The organism is Mesorhizobium sp. M8A.F.Ca.ET.161.01.1.1, from assembly GCF_004792105.1.
Classification (GTDB): domain Bacteria; phylum Pseudomonadota; class Alphaproteobacteria; order Rhizobiales; family Rhizobiaceae; genus Mesorhizobium.
Genome location: NZ_SRTD01000377.1, coordinates 1 through 306, shown reverse-complemented (window position 1 = coordinate 306; position 306 = coordinate 1). Strand labels below are relative to the sequence as shown.

General features: G+C 72.5%; 1 protein-coding gene. It reads left to right on the top strand.

Annotated features, from left to right (window positions below; translation table 11 throughout):
- Nucleotides 1-306 (top strand): surface lipoprotein assembly modifier (locus EN804_RS36155; RefSeq protein ID WP_135922405.1); only part of this gene is annotated, 306 nt, incomplete at both ends.

The following is a 306-nucleotide window of genomic DNA, read 5'->3' as shown; positions in this document are numbered from 1 at the left end:
CGAACTGGCGGCTCTGTATGCCACCGGGTTCCGCGCGCTCAACCCGCGCTGGACCCTGTTCGCGGGCGTGGACCTGACCGACAGCAGCGCTGCCGACCCGGCCAACGGCTACCGCCAGCGCGGCGTGCGGCTGGGCGCGGCCCGTCAGTGGCGGGGTACCACGGCCACGGTGTTCATCTCCCTGCGCCACCGCGATTACGCGGCCTGGAGCCCATTGCTGGAGGCGCGCCGGCAGGACGAAGAACAGACCCTGATCGCCATCGTGCGCAGCGAGCGGCTGGCGGTGGCCGGGCTGGTACCCAGCCT